17 protein-coding genes are annotated in these 21428 nt (G+C 68.1%); 8 read left to right on the top strand and 9 right to left on the bottom strand.

Features of this window, described 5'->3' with window-relative positions; all coding sequences use genetic code 11:
• The first annotated feature begins 579 nt into the window (after positions 1-579).
• The 4 genes from AS857_RS36290 (at position 580) to AS857_RS36275 (ending at position 3569) form a co-directional block, all read left to right on the top strand.
• A complete protein-coding gene (locus tag AS857_RS36290) occupies positions 580-1950 on the top strand; it encodes an outer membrane protein assembly factor BamB family protein (protein WP_058047740.1) in 1371 nt (456 codons plus the stop codon).
• A 468-nt stretch (positions 1951-2418) separates the two neighbouring features.
• Complete coding sequence (locus tag AS857_RS36285; RefSeq protein ID WP_144440933.1) at positions 2419-2826, top strand: hypothetical protein; 408 nt, start codon at positions 2419-2421, stop codon at positions 2824-2826.
• 145 nt (positions 2827-2971) lie between these two features.
• A complete protein-coding gene (locus AS857_RS36280; protein WP_058047738.1) occupies positions 2972-3169 on the top strand; it encodes a helix-turn-helix transcriptional regulator in 198 nt (65 codons plus the stop codon).
• Entirely contained in the window at positions 3153-3569 is a 417-nt protein-coding gene (locus AS857_RS36275) for a hypothetical protein (RefSeq protein ID WP_144440932.1), read from the top strand. The genes AS857_RS36280 and AS857_RS36275 overlap by 17 nt, the downstream gene beginning before the upstream one ends.
• A gap of 116 nt (positions 3570-3685) precedes the next feature.
• Here AS857_RS36275 and AS857_RS36270 read toward each other — a convergent pair whose 3' ends face one another.
• The 6 genes from AS857_RS36270 to AS857_RS36245 all read right to left on the bottom strand — a co-directional run bounded on the left by AS857_RS36270 (position 3686) and on the right by AS857_RS36245 (position 11867).
• Positions 3686-4177: a hypothetical protein gene (locus tag AS857_RS36270; RefSeq protein WP_058047736.1), complete on the bottom strand. Its 492-nt coding sequence runs from the start codon at positions 4175-4177 to the stop codon at positions 3686-3688.
• A 456-nt stretch (positions 4178-4633) separates the two neighbouring features.
• Positions 4634-5509 carry a hypothetical protein gene (locus AS857_RS36265; protein ID WP_058047735.1) on the bottom strand — a complete coding sequence of 292 codons (876 nt, stop codon included), beginning with the start codon at positions 5507-5509 and terminating at the stop codon, positions 4634-4636.
• Positions 5506-9804, bottom strand: a complete 4299-nt coding sequence (locus AS857_RS36260; protein ID WP_160330292.1) for a WD40 repeat domain-containing protein — start codon at positions 9802-9804, stop codon at positions 5506-5508. Before AS857_RS36260 ends, AS857_RS36265 begins: the two co-directional genes overlap by 4 nt.
• A 436-nt stretch (positions 9805-10240) precedes the next feature.
• Positions 10241-10657, bottom strand: coding sequence for a PIN domain-containing protein (locus AS857_RS36255; protein WP_058047733.1), 417 nt, complete (start codon positions 10655-10657; stop codon positions 10241-10243).
• Positions 10654-10917 (bottom strand): hypothetical protein, encoded by a 264-nt coding sequence (locus AS857_RS36250; RefSeq protein ID WP_058047732.1) that lies wholly within the window; start codon positions 10915-10917, stop codon positions 10654-10656. Before AS857_RS36250 ends, AS857_RS36255 begins: the two co-directional genes overlap by 4 nt.
• A 545-nt stretch (positions 10918-11462) precedes the next feature.
• A complete protein-coding gene (locus AS857_RS36245; protein WP_058047731.1) occupies positions 11463-11867 on the bottom strand; it encodes an FKBP-type peptidyl-prolyl cis-trans isomerase in 405 nt (134 codons plus the stop codon).
• Between the two features lie 1113 nt (positions 11868-12980).
• Between AS857_RS36245 and AS857_RS36240 the strand changes: the two genes are divergently transcribed.
• Positions 12981-15575, top strand: a complete 2595-nt coding sequence (locus AS857_RS36240; RefSeq protein WP_058047730.1) for an AAA domain-containing protein — start codon at positions 12981-12983, stop codon at positions 15573-15575.
• A gap of 408 nt (positions 15576-15983) precedes the next feature.
• Here the strand turns inward: AS857_RS36240 and exaC are convergent, their stop codons facing one another.
• Positions 15984-17507, bottom strand: a complete 1524-nt coding sequence (gene exaC, locus AS857_RS36235; RefSeq protein WP_058047729.1) for an acetaldehyde dehydrogenase ExaC — start codon at positions 17505-17507, stop codon at positions 15984-15986.
• 72 nt (positions 17508-17579) lie between these two features.
• Entirely contained in the window at positions 17580-18887 is a 1308-nt protein-coding gene (locus AS857_RS36230) for a helix-turn-helix domain-containing protein (protein ID WP_058047793.1), read from the bottom strand.
• A 134-nt stretch (positions 18888-19021) separates the two neighbouring features.
• Between AS857_RS36230 and AS857_RS36225 the strand changes: the two genes are divergently transcribed.
• Both AS857_RS36225 and AS857_RS36220 read left to right on the top strand, forming a co-directional pair.
• A complete protein-coding gene (locus tag AS857_RS36225; RefSeq protein WP_058047728.1) occupies positions 19022-19309 on the top strand; it encodes a holin in 288 nt (95 codons plus the stop codon).
• Positions 19310-19680: 371 nt separating this feature from the next.
• Positions 19681-20340, top strand: a complete 660-nt coding sequence (locus AS857_RS36220; RefSeq protein WP_245700785.1) for a hypothetical protein — start codon at positions 19681-19683, stop codon at positions 20338-20340.
• 170 nt (positions 20341-20510) lie between these two features.
• Here the strand turns inward: AS857_RS36220 and AS857_RS36215 are convergent, their stop codons facing one another.
• Positions 20511-20690: a zf-HC2 domain-containing protein gene (locus AS857_RS36215; protein ID WP_058047726.1), complete on the bottom strand. Its 180-nt coding sequence runs from the start codon at positions 20688-20690 to the stop codon at positions 20511-20513.
• A 70-nt stretch (positions 20691-20760) separates the two neighbouring features.
• On the opposite strand from AS857_RS36215, the gene AS857_RS36210 reads away from it, so the two are divergent.
• Positions 20761-21336, top strand: coding sequence for a sigma-70 family RNA polymerase sigma factor (locus AS857_RS36210; protein WP_058047725.1), 576 nt, complete (start codon positions 20761-20763; stop codon positions 21334-21336).
• The last annotated feature ends 92 nt before the right edge of the window (positions 21337-21428 follow it).

The raw sequence follows: 21428 nt of genomic DNA, 5'->3' as shown, positions 1-21428 counted from the left end.
ACCTGACACACCCTCACCTCTCGCACCTCACCCTGCTCCCGGCGCCCGCACCCCGCCCGGCGGGCCGCCGGGGAATCCGACTTGGTATGACTAGTCCCTTACGAGGGAGAGAAGGAGATTCGAGGCCGAATGGGCGAGCCCTTGAACGAGAACGGCGAGGACGACTTCGTCATCGCGCCGCCGGAAGCGACGCGACCGCCGATGCCGCCGTCGACGCCGCCGGCATCGGCACCGGCACCGGCATCGGGGCCGGCACCTGCTGGGGCACCGGGCCAGGCACCGGCGCCGCCGCAGCACGGAGCCACGCCGCCGCAGTACGGAGCGGCACCGGCGTACGGAACGGGGCCGACGTACGGAACAGCACCCGGGCACGGAACAGCGCCCGGGCACGGAACAGCGCCCGGGCACGGAGCAGCACCGGCGTACGGGGCGGCACCTCCCTACGGAGCAGCACCTCCCTACGGAGCAGCGCCTCCCTACGGAGCGGCACCTGCCTACGCGCCACTTCCCCACGGAACAGGCCAGGTCCCGCCGCCCATGTACACGCCGGGCGCCCCAGGCATATCCGGTATACCGAGAGTGCCGCCGCGCAAGGGGCTGATCGCCCTGGCGGTGGCCGTCGGACTGGTCCTCGTCGTCGCGCTGGGAGCGGGCGTCTGGATGCTGCTGCCGGGGGACGGAACGAAGGACGGATCCGGCAAGGGCGGCTCCGGCGGAAGCCGGGCGACGGTGTCGTGGAGCCTGCCGTACACCAGGTCGGGGCTCGACCACCCCAGGATGATCCGTGGCGTGTGGTTCACCGACAAGACCGTGGTCAAGGCCCTGCCGAACCGCCTCGTGGGCCTGGACCCGAAGACCGGCGGACAGCGGTGGGAGGCCCCCACCCCCGGTTCGGGCAGCGTCCTGTGCCAGGCGTCGACGGACTCCACGGCGGGCATCGCGGTCCTCGCCCGCGGCGCCGGGCAGGCGTGCCACACCTTCTACGCCGTCGACCTGACGTCGGGCAAGACGCTGTGGGAGCACTCCACCGGCTCCGACGAGTGGGCTCCCTCCGGCAGCCCCCGGATCGCCCGCAGCGGCGACGTGGTGGTCGTCTCCGCGAACGACCACGTCACCACCGCCTTCCGGGTGAGCGACGGCAAGCAGCTGTGGAAGGACGACGACAAGGGCCTGTACGAGGACGACGACGCCAAGGACACCTGCCGGGGCGACGGTTACACGGGAGGCAAGCAGCTCCTGCGCATCCAGCACTGCCTCCTCGGCAGCAAGGACCCGGGCACGTACCTCGCCGCGGTCGACCCGGCCACCGGCCACGCGAAGTGGAAGTACCGCCTCGGCGCATACGGCGGGCAGGGACAGGTCCTTGCGACCTCCCCGATCGTCGTCGACGACCCCGAGCGGCCCTACGAGGGCATGCGCGTGAGCGTCCTCGACGACAACGGCAAACTCCGTACCCGCCTCGAAGGCACCCCCAAGCGCCGCTACGGCCTCACGCGCGGCGACGGCAGCGCCCCGGCCCCGGACGTCCGGATCGCGGGCGACAAGCTGGTCATGGAGACGGACCGCGACGAGAAGGACTCCGACGACAACAACCAGCTGATCGCCTGGTCCCTGACCACCGGAAAGCGCCTGTGGGACCAGCGCGCGACGGGCTACCTGCAGACGTTCCACCTGGTGGCGACGTCGGACACCGACGACATCCTTGCCTACTCGGCCGGCAACATCCACGACCCGGCCACCCTGGTCCGCTTCGACCCGACGACGGGATCCCGCAAGACCGTCCGCACCTACCGCCCCACCCCCACCAAGGCCTGGATAGGCTCCGACCCCTACCCGGCCGCCCACGGCAAGTCCCTCTACCTCTCGGCGGGTTACGTCTCGGAAAACAAGGGCACCGAGACCGAACGCCGCCAGAAGTCCCTGATAGCGCTGCCGGGCAACGACAACTGACGCGGGGGGAGGCCCGCACGCACAGCGATACGGGCCTCCCCCCCACGGAGACGATTCCGGCAGAAGCGGGACTCACCTTTCGGGGGGGGGGGGGGACACGGCCCGCCCGGACACCACGGGAATCCCCGATCAGGTCCTCATCAGCCGCGCGAACGCCACGTTCCTGAACGTCGTGGAGACCGCGGCGTTCGCCGAGAGCGGCGCTCACCCCCCGGCCAGCAGCCGGAAGATGCCTGGCGCGGCTTCAGCTCCGTACCTCCTCCGGAGGAACAACGCGCCGATGCTGACCACACGTTCGCGGGAGCGCACAGCAACCACATGGACACACATGCCCTGTTGGCGACGTTTCTGCCCGCACGCCCCCGAAGTGACCCCAACTCCCCATAGACGCGGCAATCATCCACGATGTCACCGAAAGGCCGGGAAAGATCCCGTACCTACCGCAACATCCACCACTCGGAGGAGAACGTGACGTTCCTGAGGAACGCCGCAGTGGCCGCATCGATCGCCGTCACCGCGATCGCAGGCCTCGCCGCACCAGCCGGCGCGGACCCGGTGCCCAACACCGCCGAAGCCCAGGCGACCAGCACCGACGGCCAGAGCAAGACCAGCACCGCCGGCCTGGCGCCGATCGCGGGGAACACCCCGATCCAGCGCGCCTCGAGCTCCACCGAGCGTGAACTGGCCGCGACCTGCTGGAACGGCCGCACGGACGGGGGCCGCAACTTCTTCATGACGTGCAACGGCACCTCGTACCACGTGTACGTGGACTGCACGGACGGCCGCCACCTGTTCCCGGAGACCTTCTCGGGCCAGTGGGACTTCCGCCTGACCTGCCCCGTGGGAACGCGAGCCGTCTGGGGCGGTAGCTGGTAGCACTCCACCCACCGCATCAGCTGGGCGCCGGGCCCGGCGCCCAGCTGATGGTCATGGCGACCGTGCGGCCACGTTGCCTCGTCCCGCACGGGCCTCCGGTCAGCGGACCGTTGACACCCGAGGGTGTAAAGCTTACTTTCCATTCATGCGAAACGAGGTCCGCCGACTGCGTGGTCTCCAAGGGCTGTCCCAGCAAGCGCTGGGCGCGGCGCTGGGGGTGTCCCGGCAGACGGTGAACGCCATCGAGCAGGGCCGCTACGACCCGTCGCTGCCACTGGCCATACGAATAGCCCGACACTTCGGGCTCGCCGTTGAGGAGATCTTCCATGTCGACGACGCCTAGCACCGCTCGCACGCCCATGCGGTGGGCCGTGCTCGCCGTGACCTTGGTGGCGGGTGTGGTGATGGCGGTGGTCATGGCGATGCGTGGCGACATCATGATGGCCGTCCTCCTGCCGGCCATCAGCATCGGCTACGGACTCATCGTGACCCTTTCCGCATCCCGCAGCGACGTCGCCGCGCAGCTCAGCGGGCACGAAGAGGACGAACGCCGACAGCTCATCAACCTGCGGGCGGGCGCGACGACTGCGAACGTCCTCGTCGCCGCGCTCCTGTGCGGCGTCGCCTACGAACTGGCCCGCGACGAACTCGGCGGCCCCTTCACCATGCTGAGCGCGCTCGGCGGCATCACGTACATCGTGGCCTCGACCGCCTACACCCGCGCGGGAAGCAGCGCGGCGTAGAAGAGGCTGCCACTGCAGTGCCCGAGCAGCACGATCGACACCGCGCCAGCAGCAACGCACTGCCCCCTCGCCCGGTTTCGGGTAAGGGGGCAGTTTGTTCGGTAGTGGCAGCAGACCTAGGAGGCAGGCGTCTCGACCTGGGGCCAGATCTGGATCAGCCAGTGCTCTTCCGGCTCGCCAGGCTCGGCGTCCTCATCGTGGTTGTCGTCGATGAACTCGTCCGGTTCGTCTGAGGGTTCCTCATAGGAGGGGTTGGGGGCTCGCAGGATGCGCAGGCTGTAGAGCCCCTTGGGGACGTCTAATTCAGCTTCTTCCGGTCCCGTGAGGCTCAGTACCTTAATGGGAGGGTTGTGGATTTCCATCCCGTCAAGGGTGCGTTGGTAGTCCCAAGGGCCCGGAGGCACCACCTCAGGCGCGGTTGCGAGGTACTCCATCCGGAACAGCGGATAGTTACTTGCATCGCTGCATAGGAGATTCAGGGCCGGGCTTCGTGGGCTCACGACGCCGTCACCTTCGGGCTGCTGATCAAACGACACCAACGCGAGCTGGACCGTGCTGTAGTAGAGGCACGGCCGAATTTCGATGGCCTGGAGAGGGTCAGCTTGCATTCTTCTCCTTGTGGCGGACGGAAATTTTGAAGATTGGCTTTCCTCTGACCCGGGCCGTGACTGGTCCGGAAGTGCCGGTCAGCTCCGGGACAGTTGTGGGGCAAGGTAATGCGCACGCCGCATCGCGGGCTGGTCGGCGGGCAGTTCCCGGCTCCACGCAGAAAGGGTCTCCGACCCACGCTTTGCGCAGGTCGGAGGCTCTTTTGCTTGGCTCTAGAAGAAGCCCAGCTTCTTCGGGGAGTAGCTGACCAGGAGGTTTTTGGTCTGCTGGTGGTATGTGTGGCACACCTAGCGTGACCGGCGGAAATAATCTTGACGGAGTAAGCGGTGAGTGATTGGCTCGGGAGTGGTCCGGATCTTGAGAATCCCACCGACATGGAAAAAGTCCGTACAGCCCGCACTGACGAGTTGAACCATCGAGTCGCGAGCCACGCCCATGCACAACCAATCGGGAGGCTACCTCTCGGTTCCCAAAAATGGGCCGACGACCGCAGCCACGGCAGCGGAGCGCAGGTACGGGGCTGCGCGATGGAAGTCGAAGGGGGCGATGCTGTCCGTCAGGTCGAGGTCCAAGGTAGGGAAGCGTCGTTTGAGGGGGCGTGGTACGGCGACGATGTCGCCGTGATCACTCAGATTGACCCATCGGTGGACGTTTGCCGGGCGTTGTCCGGTGCCGTTGTCGGGAGCTGGCGACAGCTGGTCGAACACGCTGTGAGGGAGAGCCAACGGTGATCCCAGGGTCAGGAGCAGCTTGACGTCAAGCTCCGGGTGGGCATGCAGGGCCTCGTAAGTGACGACGGTACCGAGTGAATGGGCGATCACCACCCCAGCGCCGGTCGAGGCGATGGTGGTGGCGACTTCCTCGCGGGCGGAAATTCGGGCGGGGTCGTCGTGGCACTTTAGGTACATGGCGACCTCGCGAAAGAACAGGGCTACGAAGGCCTGTGTCAGCCGTCCGTCCAGGCTGAGGCGTTCGGCGACAAACGAAACGAGTTGTCGGAGCGGAACGGCAAGGCGCCCCTGAGCGGTGACCGAGGGAAGTCCCAACTTCAGGGAAACATCCAGGGACTCTGCCCACCGGGCGATCTCGTGGACCACCTCCGGGTGCTCATGTTCGAGCTGCTCCAGGTCGTCTTCGCTTTGCGAGGCGGGTTTGTTCCGGTGGAGGTGGTGGGCGTAGTAGGCGTAGGTGAGAGGGACCTGGCTGGGGGCGACACCAAGCCCGTCGGCGAGTTCTTTGGCCCACGTAGCCGAGCGTGCGTTGACTATGTCGGTGAGTGGGAAACCTGGGGCGTAGTGGCCCACACCATGCACTGCCACGATGGCAGTCATCCGATCACGATTCCTTGGTCGGGAGTTGTGTAAGGGTGCAGCGGTGCGTGTTGCGTATTCAGCTGCAAGCGAATGATGTCCGGGCCCACTCCGGCGAATACAGTGCCGTCTTGAGCTGCGGCAATAGTGAACACGGTGTCCGGAAACCAGAATACATCGAGCAGCCTCCCGGTCTTCAGGTCCCAGAGACGAATGGAGCGGTCCAAGCCGCCGGTGAGAGCGTGTGGTCGTCCGTCGATCAGGACCGGTGTGATGGCAAAAACCGCACGAGTGTGTCCGGTGAGGTCGAGCCGTGCGTCGGCTTCAACGGAGGTCACCCGCAGCCCGCCGGTTTCGTCACCGCTGACGACGTGGGGTCGCCCGTCGAGTTCGACAGTGGCGACGGCGTGTACGGGTGAGGGATGCCGGCTCAGCTCCCGTCGCATGGGCGAGCCTTGCAGACGCGCGGACCAGACTGAACCCGTGTGGTCCCCGGCGACGAGGTGGGTGGTCGAGGCTGACAGGCAGGTGCCGCCTCGGGCTACCGTAAGGAGTACCCGCTCTTCCTCAGGGGGGTTGGCGAGTTCCGCTGAGTCATGGTGAGGCCAACGTGCCAGGAAGTCCACGCGATCTGCGCTGTAGAGCTTGATGTCGCCGTTTCCCCATGCGCATGCGATGTGGGTGACCCCGGCGATGACTACCTTGAGGATCGCTTGGGAACTATCCGGGCTCGAGTCGGCACGGTCCCTGAGGTATTCCTGAGTAATGCTTGTGTCCCAGAGGGCAAAGCCCATTATCGCGCACGAGGCGACGATCCGTGGATGATCCCCGGCTTCCAGCACTGCGATGCTGGTGGGTTCTTCCGGAACCGGGTAGTCGCCTTCATAGGTCAGCCAAATCTGCTGCCTGTCGCCTGTCTCGGTATTCCACAGTGCCAAGGTCCCGTCCGCGCTGCACGAGACCAGTCGGGCGCCGGGCAGTGTCACCAACGCATTGATCGCGTGCGTGTGTCCCGGGTATCGCTGACGAACCGTGCTCGCGTCCACGTCCCAGATGCGGACGGTTCCCCCCTCGCTTGCTGTGAGGAGCCGCGTCCGGTCTGGGTCCTGAACGACCGCAATGCGATTGATCGCCGTGGTGTGGCTCGCGACCTGGCGTACACGCCAAGTCGTTGTGTTGACCAGTCTGGCGGTGCCGTCCTCGCTGGCACTGACGACGTAGGCAGAATCTGCCATGGACACCGCCGCGAGATCGGTGACGGGGGCTGCATGCCCCTCGTCGGCGACTTCTTCGCCGATCCAGACGGTGCCGTCGTCGTCGCCCGCGACTGACTCCGGGCCATGACCGAGATCGAGGTATCGCAGACAGGTCATCCGTAGCTGTGGGGCGATCGGTAGGTCTTCCTCGTCCACCTCTTCACCTTGGACCGTCAGAACGGTCACCCAATCGTCATGGCTGGCGACGACACACTCCCCGAGCCCGGCGACGGTTACGTGGGAGAGTTGCAACACAGGGCCGTGGACGGGTGACAGCTGGGTGGTGGACAGTGGTTTTCCGGTGGTGATGTCCCAGTACCGAATGAGCCGATCCTTACCGACACTTGCGACCGAACGGACCCCCTCGTATTGCACGATCACCATCGAGCGCACCGGACATTGGTGCGCTTGCCTCGTCCAGAGGAGGTGCCCCGTGGTCAGATCCCATCCCCGTAGTACTCCGCGGTTGCAGCCTGTCACCGCCAGGAAGATGCCATCGGCTTCTTCGGCGACGACACAATTCACTTCGGAACCGTGGCCGCCCAGCTCGTGCGTCGTCACGGCAGAATCCAGATCCCACAGCCTCACGGTGCCGTCCTGGCTGGCTGTCAGGGCATGGGGCCGTCCTCGGATCATGAGAGCGGTCAGGCCCCTGATCGCGCGCTGATGCCCGGTGAGCGTGGTCAGCAGGCCGATGTGCAGGTCCCGGCCGGCTGTCCAGCGGACCTTCCACAGTGCCTCTTCCGACAGTTCGGTGGCTAGCTCCCACTGCTGGTGCCGGGCTGCGTCGATGGCGAGGATATTGCGCCGTTGATCCGGTGGACCAGAGTGATGGGCTCCGTAAGACGTCAGGTATACCGCTCCGTGAGAGGTCCGCTCGCCGTGATAGAGCTCCTCGGCCAGCGGAGCGGGGTCGGCGTGCACCAGATACTCGGCATCCATGAGCAACTCGCCCAACTTCCCGGCCAGTGAACTGTGCCGGGCGGCGTGGCGGAGCAAGTAGGGGTCGGCGGTGGCCCAGCGGCTCGGCCCTCCGGAGCGCGTGCGTACCGTGGCCAAGAGCCGGTCCCAGACGGTGGCTGCATTCAAGATGGGGCGGCGTCGCAGTTGGTCGGCGAGGCCTTGGTGGAAAAGGCGATACAGCGGCGTGCCGTCACGGTCGACGTTTCGGCGCAGGTAGAAGCGGGCGGTCCGGAGGAGATCCGAAACGTTGGGTTGTCCCTCCCCTGCCTCGGCCGTGGGCAGGTCGCCAACGTGGGCGAGCAGCCTCTCCGGCATGCCGGCACCTTCGGCCCACGCCAGTGCGGTCAAGAGCTCGAGCAGTCCTGGCTGGGCGATGAATTCCAGGTTGAGGTCGAGGACTGCATCAAGGGCGCGAGGTACACCGCTGCCCAGAGCCTCGGCTTCGGCGGTGGTGAGCGGTGGGGCTGCCTGCTCCTGGAGGTGACGGATGTACAGCCCGGCGACGAGGAACTCGCCCCACTCCCGTGTCCCGCTCAGAAGGGTGTCTGCCATTGCGCGACCCAGACTCTCGGCAGCTTTGAGTGAGCACCACGGGGACGTGCCACTGCCCATGGGGCGCAGCACTCGGCTGACGAAGTTCACCAGGTCCCTCCGCAGCCGTTCGGCAGGGATCCGATCGAGGTTGATCAGCCCGCCGTGGGCCTCAGAAGCCTCGAAGAGGTGTTGGAGTTCTTCCTGGGGACGGGTTGCCATCAGGACCCGGCACAGTGGTTTCGCATCCGCTCGTCGTGTGGAGGCCAATGGGAGTAGCAGTGCTGTGACCAGATCGGCCGGGTGCTCCGCCTCGTCCACGGCGTCCACGATGAGATGGGGTGGCTCGGCCTTCGTTCGCAGAGAGGCCACTAGCCGGTCCGTGGTCCAGGTCTCCCCACTATGGGGCGAGCCCAGGCTCCACTGAGCTGCAAGGGAAGAGAGAACCTCGGAAATGGTCCGCCGCCGGGCGTGCACGACAGCCAGCCCATCGACCGCGTCAGGCATGTCGCCGGCAGAGGGCCGCCAGACCTGCTCTGTGGCCTCGCGCAATGCAGGGTGCGCGGCGCAGACGAGGACACCGACCAGCGCGGATTTACCGGATCCGGGTGTGCCTGTGATGACGCGCAATGACGAGCCGTGACCTGCCATCCAGGCCGAGAGCTCGCGGAGTTCGTCGCTCCGTCCGGTGAAGGTCGGTCGGCTGCCGTCACCGTAGGCGTTGTGGGCACCATGGGCTCGGATCACAAAGTGGCGAAAGTCGGCCGCCTCGTCCAGGAGCGTGAACACTGCAGGGTCCACGATTCCACGACTGCGGAGGTCGTCCGGGGCGTGGCGCGGATTGACGAAGAAGCGGAGGTGGGACAGATCGTCGCCGAGAGCCGCGAGTGGCCGCTCGACGCTCTGTGGGTAGGATCCCGCACTCTGTTCCTCGACGCTTCGTGCCACTTCGCGGCAGAAGCGATCGATGGGTATGTACTCCAGAGACTCATCGAGCTTCAAGGATCCCGAGGCGAAACCGCGAAGTACTTCGTCGACCGCTAGGCTGAGCCGGCCATCGTAGGCGGGCCTGTCGGGGTGGCAGGCGGCCAGCACCCATACGCGGCGACGCTCCGGGCGGATCAGCGAACGCAGATGTTCGGTCGTTGCCGCGCCTGAGTAGCACAGGTCGAGGATCAGGAGGACGGATGGCCCTTCGCCGTCCGCTTCGCGATCCTCGACGAGGTTGATCCAACGGGACAGTGCCTCAGTGAACTGTCCGTCACCGCCGACCACTTGGAGTCCCTGACTGTTCCGCGTACGTCTCCCGTGCGCGAGCAGATGGATGATGGTGTAGTCCGAGTCGCCGGTGACTGCAGTCGTCAGTGCCTCGCTGAGCGCGGCTGTGGTGGAGGCGGGATCGGGTTCGGGATCCAAGACGACGTACGCGTATTGCTTGCCCAGGACCTCACGCAACCGTCGGGCATACGGCGCTGCGTATTCCAGCTTCTGCCATTGCGGCGGAGCCTCGTCGGCAAGTCTTCCATCGGCACCTTCGATACCGACCACGAGTGCCTGACGGCGCATCCATGACCCCTCGCTCGCACCTGTCCCCATATGTGGCCATGGAGACGGCCTGAAGGGGTCACCCAACCTGGAATCGTAGATCAGCCATCGTCGTGCGGGTCTCTGGGTTCTTGGGTTTCGGGAGTGGCGAGGCCGAGTGGCTCCTGAAGCTCGGCAATCATCGCCAAGCGGTGGTACGACCTGAGCCACGTGGGCATCTCGCCCGGGCTCCACTCCCGTGTCGCCCCGCCCCGGGACCCCGGTCGCCAACTGGCGCAAGGCCGTTCCTCGACGGAGGTCGGTCGCGACTCCAGCGGGCGGTCAGCTCCGTGCCGTGAGCAGGAGCGAGCGTGGCCTGCTCGGCGTCTCCTCGCAGATGGTCCTTCGCTGCTTGGATCTCAAGCGCACCCGCGGCACCATGCCCGGACGTGGTTCGGTAGAGGAGAACCGATGCTGGTCAGACCTTGATCACGGTGGCCCGTGCGCTGCTCAGCGCGGTGATGTCTTCTGGGTCGGAGGTGAGGATCGTGACGGGGCCGGGCGCGGCGAGGGCGGTGGCGATGAGCATGGCGTCGATGGCGTACTTGTGTCCGTGCAGTCCCGCGTCGGCGAGCAGCGTGGCGGCGTGGCGGGCGACCGGCTCGGTGACCGGTTCGACGACGATCCGGGACAGCGTCCATTCCAGGGCCGGGCGGTTGATCCGGGGGTGGACCACTTCGACGAGAGTGGCCGCGGACGTGATCACCCGCAGGTCGTCGGCGCGGGCGAGTGCGAGCCAGGCGGTGACCGTGCGGTCACGCAGGACGGCCTTGGCCAGTCCCTCGCTGTCCAGGACGAGGGTGCCGCCCGGCGTGGCAGTGGGGGAGCGGGTCACGCGGCGTCCGTCCCGCCTTGCGTCTGTTCCAGGTGTGCCTGGTGGAGTCGGTCGCGCAGGGCCTGGATCTCCGCGTCGGTGATGGCGCCGTGTTCGGCCTCGGCTACGGCGATCAGGTCGTTGAGGTTGTCGCGTTCGATCTGGCGGGCGACCGCGGAAGCGACGTAGGCGGACAGGCCGGACGGACCGCTGCGGGTGCGCGCAGCTTCCGCGATGTCCCGGGGCATCGTGATCGAATACTTGCCGGTAGGCTCGCTCATGCTATCTATCCTACCTCCTATCCCCCCACGGAACGCGGTCCGGGGTCCTCCGTTGGGCGGGGTGCCTGCCTCCGGGGCGTCACATCGGTGCGGATCGGCCGCATAGCGTATGCGTTCGATTCCGGGGTGTCTGAGGTGGAAAGGGTGCCTGGAGGGCAACGGTCGATCCAGGCGCCCGTTTGAGATTCCTAGAAGAAACCGAGCTTCTTGGGGGAGTAGCTACAAAGAACATTCTTCGTCTGCTGGTGGCACAGCAGTGGCACCCATGCCGATCAGGGCAAATGGCAGTTGGTGCGGCCTTCTGGCGGGGCTGGTCCGGAAATGGTCCGGATCTTGGTGCGTGCGGTGCTCGGCGACAGCGGTGATCGGGTGGATGGGCGCGCGCTGTGGGAAGGTCGACACGCGACTGACCGAGGGGATCCCGCTCAGCTGGCTGTCGACCGGTCGCGCCATTACGGCCGTACCGGCGCCCGCTCCGCACACCCGCCGTCCGCCAACCCCGGAAGACGGCGCAGCGCGTCGAAGGGGAGGAGAGGTCAGGGTCACTAGGCGTTGCTCCACCCGGCTGTGCTGGAATACGAGTCAAGCAGGTCCACCACGAAGACCAGGGTCGAGCCCGGCGGGATCAACGGCGAGGGCGACTGATTGCCGTAGCCGAGACGCGGGGGAACGATGATCTCGCGCCGACCGCCGACCTTCATCCCCCTCACCCCCCGGTCCCAGCCCTTGATGACCCTGCCACTGCCCAGGGCGAACTTGAACGGCTGGCCCCGGTCCCAGGAGGCATCGAACTCCTTCCCGGACTCGAAGGTCACCCCGACATAGTGGACCCTGACCACCATGCCCGGCTTCACCTCAGCCCCGTCCCCGACGACCAGGTCCCGGATGGTCAGCTCGGTAGGAGCGTCACCCTCCGGAACGTCGACCTCGGGCTTCGTCAGTTCACTCATTGCAGCCTCATCACTCTCCGTCGAAAGCCCCCGCACGGACCAGCCGGACACGTGGGCACCCCATGCAGCAGATGGTCACGCTACCGAGAATGTCGATTCCCGGAGCACACCGAATCCAGTGGCCGCACGTGATGATCTTTCGCATAGCCGATGAACGCGACCCCGCAAGCACGGGTCACGCAGCCATCGCCCGAACGAGACGAGGTCGCTCGGTCGACAGTCCGGCGTCATGGCGGTATGTCGACCGCGTCGTGGATCAGCATGCTTACATCTTGCTGGGCTGTGAGAGGAAGCTCGGCCCTCAACTCCGCGGTTTGGCGGCTTTGTTGCTCGCTTAGAAGAACCCCAGCTTCTTCGGCGAGTAGCTCACCAGCAAGTTCTTCGCCTACTGGTAGTACAGTCGCGATACGAGTGCTGGCCTGGGTAGCCGGCACTGCCTCAGAGGCAGGGGCGGCTGTTGGGCCGTGAATGATCCGGATTTTGATGTGGGGCCGGACTGTGAAGTTGATGGTGGGCGCTGAGCTCACCCCGGCCGGATGATGTGAGGCGTCAGCGGCGTTCCGGGTCCGATGCTGAGGGGCTCTGTCGCTCATTCTCGCCCGAGTCGAGAGGGAACTCTGCCGCAAATACGGCGGCTGGGGGGGGCGGGGCTTCCGCTCGTGCGGGGAGCACTCTCCGGGATCGCACCAGCCCGCTGAGGCGGGCGGACCACCTCCGCGCTGCACTCGCGGATCTGCCATACCGACGAACTTCACGACACCGCCGATGCGGACACATCCTGTCCTACGTTTCAAGGGCGGGTCCGGGCCGGTCGTTCGTAGGATCGGTGGGACCCGGCTCCGGGTATGGCTGACAACGTGTCGCCGTCGGATGGCTACAGAAACTTGGCCGCCCGGAGCCCGCGACGACTCGACCTCTGATTGGGATACGCGACTCCATCGCTTCGTAGGACAGTGCCGGCGAGGTCGTCTGCAGGGTGAGCCACGTCGGCGTGATTGTGGGCGGCTGGCGGGGGTCTGATCGCATGACGTTCACCCTCGAGGCCCTCGACCTCGCGACAAGCAGCACGGCCCCGGTGACATCGTCCGGGTGGGCCCACCGCATCTTCGGGAGGTGGCCGAGGACGCTTCGCTGCCGCTGATGGTCAAAGCGCGATTAGCGGACGCAACTGCCCGGCGTAGCACTCTCGAAGCCGCGCTCGTAGAGATCAAGCGCCGGGCTGAACAGCTCGCCACCCTGGACAGCGGTCTGGTCGGATTCGACTCCTCTGCCTACTTCACCGCGCTGAAGCTGCTCCGCACGCCTGGTGAAGATCTCGCATCGGCGCGGTCGCGGCAGGAAGCCGCCAGCCGACGTCTGGCTGATGCCGAGACGATGTTCCGGAAAGCACTGGCCGCGGCCGAGGGGGCCGCGGCCCGGGACAAGGCTGCGGAGTCGTCGCGGGCCCAGTGGCGCCTAGCCGACCGGCTGTCCGAGGAAGTGGTCCAGGTGCGGAAGGCGGCGGAGCTCCGTGAGGCAGCTGCGCTGCTGGCGGAAGGCGTCTGCGATCCCCTGCGCAAGGAGCTGGAGGAAATAGAGGGCAAGAGCGCTGTGAAGAAGTGGCGCCTGCGCGAAAAGGCCGGTGAGCTCCAGCGGCAGCTGGCGGACGCCGAGCATGCTGCCGCGTCCGCCCAGCAGTCGGCGACTGAGGCCCGCGCCACGGCGACCACCCATATCGCGGCCCTCAGCGCTCAGATCACAGCCTTGGTCGACACCATCGCGCTCACTCGGGAACAGTCCGCCAGCCTGGCGGCCGACGTCACAGCTCGGCTGGCGGCAGAACAGCAGGCTGGACGCCACTACGACAGCTGTAAGGAGGACAAGGCCCGGGCGGAGGAGGCTGCGGAGCGGGCCCAGCAGGCCAAAGACCTGGCGGAGCAGGCCGAGCAGCAGGGCTGGCCGGCCCGGTTCGACCTGGCCCGCCGACTACGCCCGGCCGTAGCCGCTGACACGACCCGGCAGCCTGACCTGGAGGCGCAATATCAGAAAGTCCAGGAGGAGTACGAGCGTCTTGCCCGTGACGCCCAGAGCGAGATCATCAAGGGTGCCAAGCTGGTCGCCACGACCCTGGCCCGGTTCCGCACGAACCGGGCGGTCTTCGAGGGTCCGTACGACGTCGTCCTTGTGGACGAGGCAGGCGCAGCCACCTTGCCCGAAGTTCTGCTTGCAACGGGCAAGGCCGGTCGGACCGCGGTCCTTCTCGGGGACTTCATGCAGCTGGGCGCGGTCATCCCGCCCGAGCTCAAGGGGAACGGTCGCACGGATATCAGACGCCGGCTGCTCCCGGACGTCTTCCAGCACTGCGGGATTGCGGAACCGTCCGATGCCCAGGCTCACCCGGCCTGCGTCACCCTCACCCAACAGCACCGGTTCGGCCCCGCCGTGATGCGGTTGGCCAACGGCCTCGCGTACGGCGGAGTACTTGGCGGAGGTAGCCAGACACAAGCGGCACGCCCGGACGATGACCCCGAGATCGTGCTGATCGACACGGACGGGCTGCACGAGCTGGCCAGGGCGCACTTGACCGGAAGCCGCAGTGGCTGGTGGCCGGCGGGTTCACTGATCGCGCGGGCACTGGTGGAGCTGCACCGCGAGCTGGGTGAGGAAACGGGCATCGTCACGCCGTACCGCGTCCAGTCCGATGCCACCCTGGAGGCCCTGCGAGACGTCGAGGGCCCGGGAGGGGGCGCGCTGGCAGAGGTCGGCACCGCGCACAAGTTCCAGGGCCGGGAGTTCGACATCGTCGTCTTCGACACGGTGGAGGGCGGAGTGGGCAGTCGCGAGCTGTGGATGGCCTGCGCCCACCTTCAGCCGGCGGCCAGCAGCTGGCCCCGGGACGGCGTCCGCCTCTTCAATGTGGCGGTCACCCGCGTCAAGACTCGTCTGTACGTCATCGCCGGCGGCGAGCGCGTCAAGAACGCGAAACCGGGAACGGCCCTGGCACAGCTCGCGGCGCTCATCGGCACCCGGCGTGGCGTACGGGTCCTCCAGGCCAAGACCTTGATCACCCCACCGACCGCGCCGCCCGCGTTCCGTGGCGAGTTCGGCACCGCGCTTGCCGAGGTGCTGAGTCGGCACGTTGAGGTAACGGAGATCGACGATGAACGCGACTTCTACCGCACGTTCACTGAGGAGATCCGCCACGCACGACATTCTCTGTGGCTCTGGGCACCCTGGGTGGCGAAGCGGGTCAGTTCCCTGCTGCCCGAGCTACGCACGGCGGCCGACCGTGGGGTGCGGATCAGTGTCTTCATCCGAGACGACACCGACCAGCTCCAGAAGAAGCCGACCAACCAGAAACTCATCACCGACCTGCGAACTGTTGCGCATGTGGTCGTACCGATGAACGTCATGCACCAGAAGATCGCGGTCATCGACGAACGGACGGTCATGCTCGGCAGCCTCAACGTGCTCTCCCAGAGCTGGACCCGTGAAGTCATGCTGACGATGCGAGGCGCCTACTTCGCCCGGAAGCTGCTGGAACACGAACACGCGGCAGCCTTCGCGGCTCCGCCCCGCTGCGGGCGTTGCAACGGAGCGGAGATCGAGATCCGCCGCAGGCAGAATGGCACCTGGGTTTGGCGCTGCTATGCCACCGCCTGCAAGACCACGCCGAGGGGTGGGACGAACGCCTGGACGCAGAACATCCGCTTGGGACGGGGCCGCTGAGCGGCTCTCATTCCGCCATCCCCTCGGGGAACGTGGCCGAGTACTGCGCAGACGTCCCGAGCCTGGCGGGGGCGGGTGCCTCGTCGAACGGCGTCGATTCCTGGTGCTGGGCAGGCTGGGCTGGGCAGGGGATCGGTTGGCGAAAGCAGCGATGGTCGTCGGCCTGCCTGATTTCGTCCGTGCGTCTCTCTTGTGAGAGATTGCATCCGGCCCGTGACCGGCCCATCGCCCCCTCGGTTTGCTGCTTGCGCTCGGGTGGTGGAAGCAATTCCACGAGGACACCAGTTGGTCCGGGAGGCCGCCGGGAGGTCGGGCAGTGAAGTGAGGCACCTTGTGGATTACGAAGAGTGACGGCCGTGTCGGGTCGCCTGGAGTGCAACGGCGCGTCCAGGCAATCGACTTGATGCTCTAGAAGAAGCCCAGCTTCTTCGGGGAGTAGCTGACCAGGAGGTTCTTCGTCTGTTGGTAGTGGGTCAGCATCATTTTGTGGGTTTCCCTGCCTATGCCTGACTGCTTGTAGCCGCCGAAGGCCGCGTGGGCCGGGTAGGCGTGGTAGCAGTTTGTCCAGACTCGGCCGGCTTGGATGGCTCGGCCGGCTCGGTAGGCCGTGGTGCCGTTGCGGGTCCAGACGCCGGCGCCGAGGCCGTAGAGGGTGTCGTTGGCGAGGGTGATGGCGTCTTCGAAGTCGGTGAAGGGGGTTACCGCTACGACCGGGCCGAAGATTTCTTCCTGGAAGACGCGCATGTTGTTGCGGCCTTCGAGGATGGTGGGCTGGACGTAGTAGCCGCCGGCCAGGTCGCCGCCGAGGTCGGCGCGGTGGCCGCCGGTGAGGGTGCGGGCGCCTTCCTGGCGGCCTATGTCCAGGTAGGAGAGGATCTTTTCGACCTGGTCGTTGGAGGCTTGGGCGCCGATCATCGTGGTCGTGTCGAGGGGGTGGCCCGGGGTGATTTGTTCGGTGCGGGCTACTGCGGCTTCCATGAACGTTGCGTAGTGGCCCTGTTGGATCAGGGCTCGTGACGGGCATGTGCAGACTTCGCCCTGGTTCAGGGCGAACATGGTGAAGCCCTCCAGGGCCTTGTCGAGGAAGTCGTCGTCCGCCGCCGAGACGTCGTCGAAGAAGATGTTCGGGCTCTTGCCGCCGAGTTCGAGGGTGACCGGCTTCAGGTTCTCCGACGCGTACTGCATGATCAGGCGGCCCGTCGTCGTCTCCCCGGTGAAGGAGATCTTGGCCACGCGCGGGCTGGCCGCCAGCGGCTTGCCCGCCTCCACGCCGAAGCCGTTGACGACGTTCACCACGCCCGGGGGGATCAGGTCGGCCACCAGGTCCAGCCAGATGTGGATCGAGGCCGGGGTCTGCTCGGCCGGTTTCAGGACCACCGCGTTGCCCGTTGCCAGGGCCGGTGCCAGTTTCCACGCCGCCATCAGGATCGGGAAGTTCCACGGGATGATCTGGGCCACCACGCCCAGGGGCTCGTGGAAGTGGTACGCCACGGTGTCCTCGTCGATCTCCGAGAGGCTGCCCTCCTGGGCGCGGATCGCGCCCGCGAAGTAGCGGAAGTGGTCGATCGCGAGCGGGATGTCCGCGGCCAGGGTCTCGCGGACCGGCTTGCCGTTCTCCCACGACTCCGCGACCGCCAGCATCTCCAGGTGCTGCTCCATGCGGTCCGCTATGCGGTTCAGCACGGCCGCGCGCTCGGCCGGGGAGGTGCGGGCCCACGCCGGGGCCGCCGCGTGCGCCGCGTCCAGTGCGCGCTCGACGTCCTCCGCCGTGCCCCGGGCGATCTCGGTGAACGGCATGCCGGTCACCGGCGTCGGGTTCTCGAAGTAGCCGCCCTGCTTCGGCGGTACGTACTCGCCTCCGATCCAGTGGTCGTACCGCGGGCGGTACGAGACCACCGCGTCGGGGGAGCCGGGGTTCGCGTAGCGAGGCATGGCAGGGGCCTTCCCTTCCGGTTCCTGAGAGTGGCTCCGTCGCTTTCGGAGTCGACGGTGACCGGTCAGACGCTAGGGCCGTGTACGTTGCGCCAACGTTGCCCCGCCCGCCCGCAGGACCGGCGCGTACGCCTCCCGTAACCTCCTCGCCTCCGCCGCCACCCCCGCCCGCTGCGGCGCACTCGCCGGCAGCGCCGCCAGCAGCCTCTCCCACACCTCCAGGTCCTCCTCGCCCCACCGGCTGTCCGCCCACAGCTGCAGCGCCCACGCGTCCCCGCCGCTCAGCACCGCCCGCCGCAGCCGCCCCTCCACCAGCCGCCGCACCCGGCACACCCCCGGCGCCTCCGAGGAGGGGAGCAGCGGGCCGCCGTACGCGCGCAGCGCGCTGCGTACGTCACCCGCCTCCAGCTCGCGCTCCACCCGGGCGACGTCCGTCTCGACCGGTTCGCACAGCCGGTACGGGCGGGAGGCCAGCAGCGGTCCCACCAGCCGCCGCAGCCGCGACAGCTCGGCCCGTAGCGTCACCGGTGGCACCGGGCGGTCCCCGTACAGCTCCGTCGTCAGCTGATCCCCCGTCAGCCCCTCGGGGCGTCCGGCCAGCAGCACCAGGATCTCGCTGTGCCGTCTTCCCAGGTGTATTCGGCGGCCGTCCGGTGTCGTCAGCGTCGCTTCGTCATGGCCCAGGGCCGTCAGCTCGTGGCCGCGGACTCCTCCCGACCCGTGGTCCCTCTCGGCCAGCCTCGCCTCCGCCGCCAGTGCCGTCGCCCGCACCAGCGCCAGGCTGTGCGGCGCCGCCAGGTGGTCGCCGCCCGTCAGGTCCACCGCGCCCAGCAGCCGGCCGGTCCGCGGGTCGTGCACCGGCGCCGCCGCACACGTCCAGGGCTGGACCGCGCGGTTGTAGTGCTCGGTGGCGAAGATCTGCACGGCGTGGTCCAGCGCGAGCGCCGTACCGGGCGCGTTCGTGCCCGCGTGCCGCTCGTCCCAGCGGGCACCGGCGACGAAGTTCATGGCCTCGGCCCGGCTCCGTACACCCCGGTGCCCCTCGACCCACAGCATCCGCCCCGACGCGTCGCAGACCGCCAGCAGGTGCGCCCCGTCCTCCGCGATCGTGCCCAGCAGCTCCCTGAAGAGCGGCATCACGGACGCCAGCGGATGCGCCCCGCGGTACTCCTCCAGCTCTGCGTCGGTCAGCTCGACCGGCGCGAGGAACTCCGCCGCGGGCAGCGCGGCCGCCGACCGCCGCCACGAGTCGGCGACCACCGCCCGGACCCGCGGGCTCACGCTCCCCCCGCTCACGAACTCCTCGTGCGCCCCGCGGACCGTACGGCTCCGCTCGGCCGGGTCGCCGCCACCCGCCATCGCCAGCCATGGATTGACCACATTGACCACATCGACCACGGGGATCCTCCGCCCTCCGAGTCCTTCCGAGCCCTACGGGGCTTGCGGTGCGCGCCGTTCCGCCACGACGCTTCCCTTACCCATCGGACACGAACGGAAGAGACGAAGAAACAGCCATGCCCAAAGTTCTGCTCGACATCCTCGAGCGCACCGCAGCCGCCTACATCACCACCTTCCTCGGGCTCCTCCTCGCCGACGGGTTCGACCTCACGGACGTCTCCGCGCTCAAGGCCGCGGCCATCGCCTCCCTGCCCGCCGCCCTCTCCGTCATCAAGGGCGCGATAGGCACCCGCTTCGGCGAGAAGGGCAGCGCCGCCTGGCTGCCCGAGCGCAGCGGCGGCAGCAGCAGCGGTGGCAGCGGCGGCAGCCGTACGCGCACGCGCAAGCCGCGCGCCGGAGGCTGATCGTTCACACGGGGTGTGAGCCGCGCACCCGCGATCGACCCCGCACACACGTTCCCGCGCCCGCCCCCCGCGCGCTTGACTCGTTCCTGCGAGTCCCAATGGAGCGACGGGACCCGGGCCGTCGGTCCTTCCCCCGAGCCGGCGACCCACCGCCTCGTACCGCCGGGCGGACGGTACGGGGCGGGCCCGTGCGCCCGAGCGGGGGGTCGTACGGGCGTCTCCGCGTACCCCGCCGTCGCGTCGCGCGGCGCGGGTGCAACGATGTGGTCGTCATGAGAGCAGGGCCGCAGCCGGAACAGGGACCGCGAGCGCTGCGAGCCGCAGTGTTCGCAGCGGTCTGTGTGCTGCTCGCTGCCCTGGGCCACGCGGTCATGTCCGGGACGACCGTCCCCTGGTGGGCCGTCGCCGTCGCGCTGTGCGGTACGGGCAGCGGGGCGTGGTTCCTGGCGGGACGCGAGCGCGGCCCGCTGCTGATCACGCTCGCCACGGTCGGCGCCCAGACCGGGCTCCACTTCTTCTTCGGCCTCGCCCAGAACGTCGTCGTGAACACGGCGCGGGCCGCCCGCCTGGGGCTGGATCCCGGCATGCCGATGGACATGCCCGCCGGGCACTCCATGCCATCCATGCCTTCCATGCCGTCCATGTCCATGGACGGCATGCCCATGGACATGGACATGGGCTCCACCGGTTCCATGGACATGGGCTCCATGGGCGACATGGCCGGCCACTCCATGTCCATGCACGCCGGCCACGGCGCGCTCGGCATGTGGTCCGCGCACGTCCTCGTCGCCGTCATCTGCGGCATGTGGCTCGCCGGCGGCGAACAGGCGGCCTTCCGGCTCGCCCGCACCCTGCGCAGCAGCCTCTTCACCCCGCTCCTCGTCCTCTTCCGCACGGGGGCGGCGCCCTCCGGCCCGCCGCGCATCCGCGCCGACCGGAGCCGCGCCGCGCAGCGCCTGCGGCAGCTGCTGTACGCGCACGTCCTGGCCACACGTGGTCCACCGGCCCGCGTCGCCGTCGCCTTCGGCTGACGGCGACCTTCCGCGCCGAACCACGTCACCGGGCCCGCCCGCTCCTCGGGCTGCCCGGATTCCAGGAAGGACACAGGGCGATGACCCCTGCCCGTACGCGGGTCGTGCCACGCCGGCACGCCGTCCCCGCGGTCCCGGCTGCCGAGCCGGCCTCTTGTTCGACCGTTCCCTCAGTCCATGCCGAGTCCCGCCGCGAGCACTCTCAGCCGGCGTGCCCGCTCGCCCCACGCGTGGCAGTCGGCGCATCCGCGCACATGCGCTTCGAGGGCCGCGCCGGTCACGCCCGGCGGCAGGTCCTCGCCGTCGACGCTGGCGGATATGGCGGTACGGAATTCACTGCAGTGCTGCACCCTGCCATCGTCCCCGGTGCCGCTTTTGCCCGGTGCATCACCCCCCGATCCTCCCGTGAGGGAGGCCCCCGTGCGTGACGACGAAGCCGTGACCGCCTGGGCCCTCGCCGCCCGCAGCGGTGACGCCGACGCCATCGAGCGCTTCATCCGCGCGACGCAGAGCGACGTACGCCGCTACGTCGCCCGCCTCAGCAACGACCCGCAGGGCGCGGACGACCTCGTCCAGGAGACGTACCTGCGGGCCCTGCGCTCGCTGGAGCGCTTCGAGGGGCGCTCCTCCGCCCGTACGTGGCTGCTGTCCATCGCCCGGCGCACGGTCGTCGACCGGCTGCGCTTCAACGCCGCCCGCCCCCGCCTGTCCGACACGGACGACTGGCAGTCGGCCGCCGAGCGGGCCCAGACGGCCCAGCTGCCCGGCTTCGACGAGGGCGTCGCGCTCTCGCAGCTCCTGGACCGCCTGCCCTACGAGCGCCGCGAGGCGTTCGTGCTCACCCAGATGCTCGGCCTGCCGTATGCGGAGGCGGCCGTCGTCGCGGGCTGCCCCATCGGTACGGTGCGGTCGCGCGTGGCGCGGGCCCGCGAGGCACTGATCTGCCAGCTGGAGACCGCCGAACGGGACGCCGTGCGCATACCGGTCGCGGCCTAGCCAGCACAACAGGCACCCACGCGAGCGGGGCCGGGAGGCCGGGCGTCACGCCCGGCCTCCCGGCCCCTTTCCATGAACTTTCGAGGCCCATG

The sequence above is a fragment of the Streptomyces roseifaciens genome, assembly GCF_001445655.1.
Taxonomy (GTDB): domain Bacteria; phylum Actinomycetota; class Actinomycetes; order Streptomycetales; family Streptomycetaceae; genus Streptomyces; species Streptomyces aureoversilis.
Note: the sequence above shows the minus strand (reverse complement) of the source record. Positions and strands in the feature narration are given on the sequence as shown.

Excerpts from the sequence above, each read along its gene's own strand:
- AS857_RS36280 (WP_058047738.1), top strand. The coding sequence starts at position 2,972 with ATGCGAAACGAGGTCCGCCGACTGCGTGGTCTCCAAGGGCTGTCCCAG.
- AS857_RS36275 (WP_144440932.1), top strand. The coding sequence starts at position 3,153 with ATGTCGACGACGCCTAGCACCGCTCGCACGCCCATGCGGTGGGCCGTG.
- AS857_RS36270 (WP_058047736.1), bottom strand. The coding sequence starts at position 4,177 with ATGCAAGCTGACCCTCTCCAGGCCATCGAAATTCGGCCGTGCCTCTAC.
- AS857_RS36265 (WP_058047735.1), bottom strand. The coding sequence starts at position 5,509 with ATGACTGCCATCGTGGCAGTGCATGGTGTGGGCCACTACGCCCCAGGT.
- AS857_RS36260 (WP_160330292.1), bottom strand. The coding sequence starts at position 9,804 with ATGCGCCGTCAGGCACTCGTGGTCGGTATCGAAGGTGCCGATGGAAGA.
- AS857_RS36250 (WP_058047732.1), bottom strand. The coding sequence starts at position 10,917 with ATGAGCGAGCCTACCGGCAAGTATTCGATCACGATGCCCCGGGACATC.
- AS857_RS36245 (WP_058047731.1), bottom strand. The coding sequence starts at position 11,867 with ATGAGTGAACTGACGAAGCCCGAGGTCGACGTTCCGGAGGGTGACGCT.
- exaC (WP_058047729.1), bottom strand. The coding sequence starts at position 17,507 with ATGCCTCGCTACGCGAACCCCGGCTCCCCCGACGCGGTGGTCTCGTAC.
- AS857_RS36225 (WP_058047728.1), top strand. The coding sequence starts at position 19,022 with ATGCCCAAAGTTCTGCTCGACATCCTCGAGCGCACCGCAGCCGCCTAC.
- AS857_RS36220 (WP_245700785.1), top strand. The coding sequence starts at position 19,681 with ATGTCCGGGACGACCGTCCCCTGGTGGGCCGTCGCCGTCGCGCTGTGC.